3 protein-coding genes are annotated in these 2551 nt (G+C 60.6%); all 3 read left to right on the top strand.

All coding sequences use genetic code 11. The annotated features are described in order from the left end of the window. Positions 1 to 1287: SRPBCC family protein (locus ABZX22_RS44790; RefSeq protein ID WP_354923380.1), on the top strand; the 1287-nt coding region annotated here is incomplete at its 5' end. After that, positions 1284 to 1835, top strand: coding sequence for a 3-phenylpropionate/cinnamic acid dioxygenase subunit beta (locus ABZX22_RS44795; RefSeq protein ID WP_124825586.1), 552 nt, complete (start codon positions 1284 to 1286; stop codon positions 1833 to 1835). The genes ABZX22_RS44790 and ABZX22_RS44795, both read left to right, overlap by 4 nt. Before the next feature lie 2 nt (positions 1836 to 1837). Continuing rightward, positions 1838 to 2551, top strand: a 714-nt coding sequence (hcaB, locus tag ABZX22_RS44800; RefSeq protein WP_354923383.1) for a 3-(cis-5,6-dihydroxycyclohexa-1,3-dien-1-yl)propanoate dehydrogenase, incomplete at its 3' end; no start/stop codon positions are given.

The following is a 2551-nucleotide window of genomic DNA, read 5'->3' on the forward strand; positions in this document are numbered from 1 at the left end:
GTCTACTGGGACCATCAAATCTACGAGCAGGAACTCGAGAAAATCTTTGCTCGTAGCTGGCTGTTTCTCGCCCACGAATCGCAATTGCCGAAGGCGGGCGACTATCTGACCACGTACATGGCCGAGGATAACGTCATTGTCGTGCGCCAGAAGGATGGCTCGGTCAAGGCGTTCCTGAATACGTGCCCGCATCGCGGCAACAAGCTCAACTTTACCGACGCCGGCAATACGCGCAGCTTCGTCTGCAACTATCACGGCTGGAGTTTCGGCATCGATGGCGCGCTGCGCGGCATGGCGGGCCAGGAACTGTTCGACGCGAGCGGCATGAAGGCGGGCGAGCACGGTCTCCATCCAGTCGCGCAGGTGGCGTCTTACAAGGGGCTCGTGTTCGGCAACATGGATCCGGATGCGCCGCCCCTCGACGAATGGCTCGGCGACTTCCGCTTCTATCTGGACGTGATGCTGGACATGGACGGGCAGGGCACGGAGTTCGTCGGCAGTTGCGTGAAATCCGTCATCAACTGCAACTGGAAGGTGCCCGTCGAAAACTTCATCGGCGACATCTATCACGCGCTCTGGACGCACGATTCGGCGGCGCGCGCAATGCTCGGCGGCCCTGTTGCCGAGGTATACCGCGATCCGGATTCCTATCATGTGAACTACAACGGACACGGTTGGGAATTCAATCTCGACGTGGTCGGCAATGCCGCGACGCTGGGCGACAAGGAAATCCGCAAGTATCTCTACGGCATCCAGCCCGCTGTCGCAGAGCGGCTGGGCGAATTCCGCTCGAAGATGATCGGTTCGATTTCGTCCGTGAGCGTGTTCCCGAATCTCTCGTTCCTGCCGGGACAGAACACGTTCCGCGTATGGCATCCGCGCGGGCCGGGAAAGATCGAACTTCACACGTGGACGATCGTGAACCGTAGCGCCCCGCAGGACATCAAGGATCGATGGCTCAAGGGCACGATGATGACGTTCTCGCCTTCCGGTGTCTTCGAGATGGACGACGGCGAGAACTTCGAATTCTCGACTCGCACCAACGCGGGGTTCGTGACTCGCCAGCAGGAGCTGTACATGGGTCTCGGTCTTGGCACGCGGCTGACCGATACCGATCTGCCCGGGAACGTCTACCGAAACCAGGTGAACGAGGCGAATCATCGCGCGTTCTATCAGCGGTGGGCCGACCTGCTGAGTGCTCGTTCGTGGAAAGACGTGCCGAAGCGCGACAAGGCTGCGCTGCGGGAAAGTGCGTTCAACTACGACGACAGGAAGGTGAGCGCATGAACGTGAATGTGAAAGGCGAATTCGCTCCTGCGGCGGAGCAACATGTCGACCGCGATACCGCAAATCGAATCGAGCAGTTTTTGTTTCGAGAGGCTCGGTTGCTCGATAGCGAGGCGTGGGAGGCGTGGCTCGCGCTGATGACGCCCGACATCCATTACTGGATGCCGGCGATTGAAAACCGTCGTCGGGCGGACCGAATCGGCGCGTACGGGCCTGGGCGAGGTGCGTACTTTGACGACACTTATCTGGACCTGCAGCGCAGGGTTGCCCGTTTCATGCAACCGTCGGCTTGGGCAGAAGATCCGCCGACGCGGCACGTACACGTCATCAGCAATGTCGAGGCGTGCCGGACGGAAGTCGAAGGCGAGTACCTGGCGCATTCGGTATTCGTGAATTATCGCAGCCGGGGCGAGGCAGATAACGACCTGTTGCTTGGCCGTCGCGAGGACATTTTGCGCGAAACCGAGGACGGCCTGCGAGTCGCACGCCGAAAGATAGTCATCACGCAGTCGCTGCTGATGTCGAAAAACCTCAACACCTTCTTCTGATCATGGGCTGGCTCAACGATGATGTCGCGCTCATTACGGGCGCTAATTCGGGAATCGGACTCGCCGTGCTGCGGCGCTTTCTCGAGGAGGGTGCACGCGGCGTCGGTGTGCTGATTCGCAATGCCGCACAGGCTGATTCCCTGTATGAAACGTTCGGCGAACAGATCGTGGTCACTGTCGGCGACGTACGGTCTCCCGAGGCAAACGCAGAGGCCGTCGATGCGACCGTACGCAAGTTCGGCAAGCTCGACACGTTGGTCGGCAACGCGGGGGTGTGGGACCACTTCGCATCCTTGCGAAAGTTCGACGGGCCCACGCTGAAAGCGACTTACGAAGAAGTCTTTGGCGTGAACGTGCTCGGTTATATGTTGGCCGCGCATGCTGCGGCACCGGCGCTGCGAGAGCGCCGCGGGAGCATGATTTTCACGCTATCGAACGCGAGCTTCTACGCAGGCGGTGGTGGTCCGGTGTATGTGGCCTCCAAGCACGCGTGCGTGGGTTTGATCCGGCAACTCGCCTACGAACTTGCACCCGACGTTCGCGTGAACGGGGTCGCCCCAGGCGGCACCGTCACGCCATTGAAGGGGCCGCAGTCCCTCGGGCGCGAAAACGATCGACTCTCCGATATACCCGGTTTCGCGGATACGGTCGCGGACAGCATGGCGCTCGGATTCATCGCGCAGCCCGAGGACCACACCGGGCATTACGTGCTGCTC

Origin of the sequence: Nonomuraea sp. NPDC003804, assembly GCF_040610675.1 — a bacterium.
Classification (GTDB): Bacteria; Actinomycetota; Actinomycetes; order Streptosporangiales; family Streptosporangiaceae; genus Nonomuraea.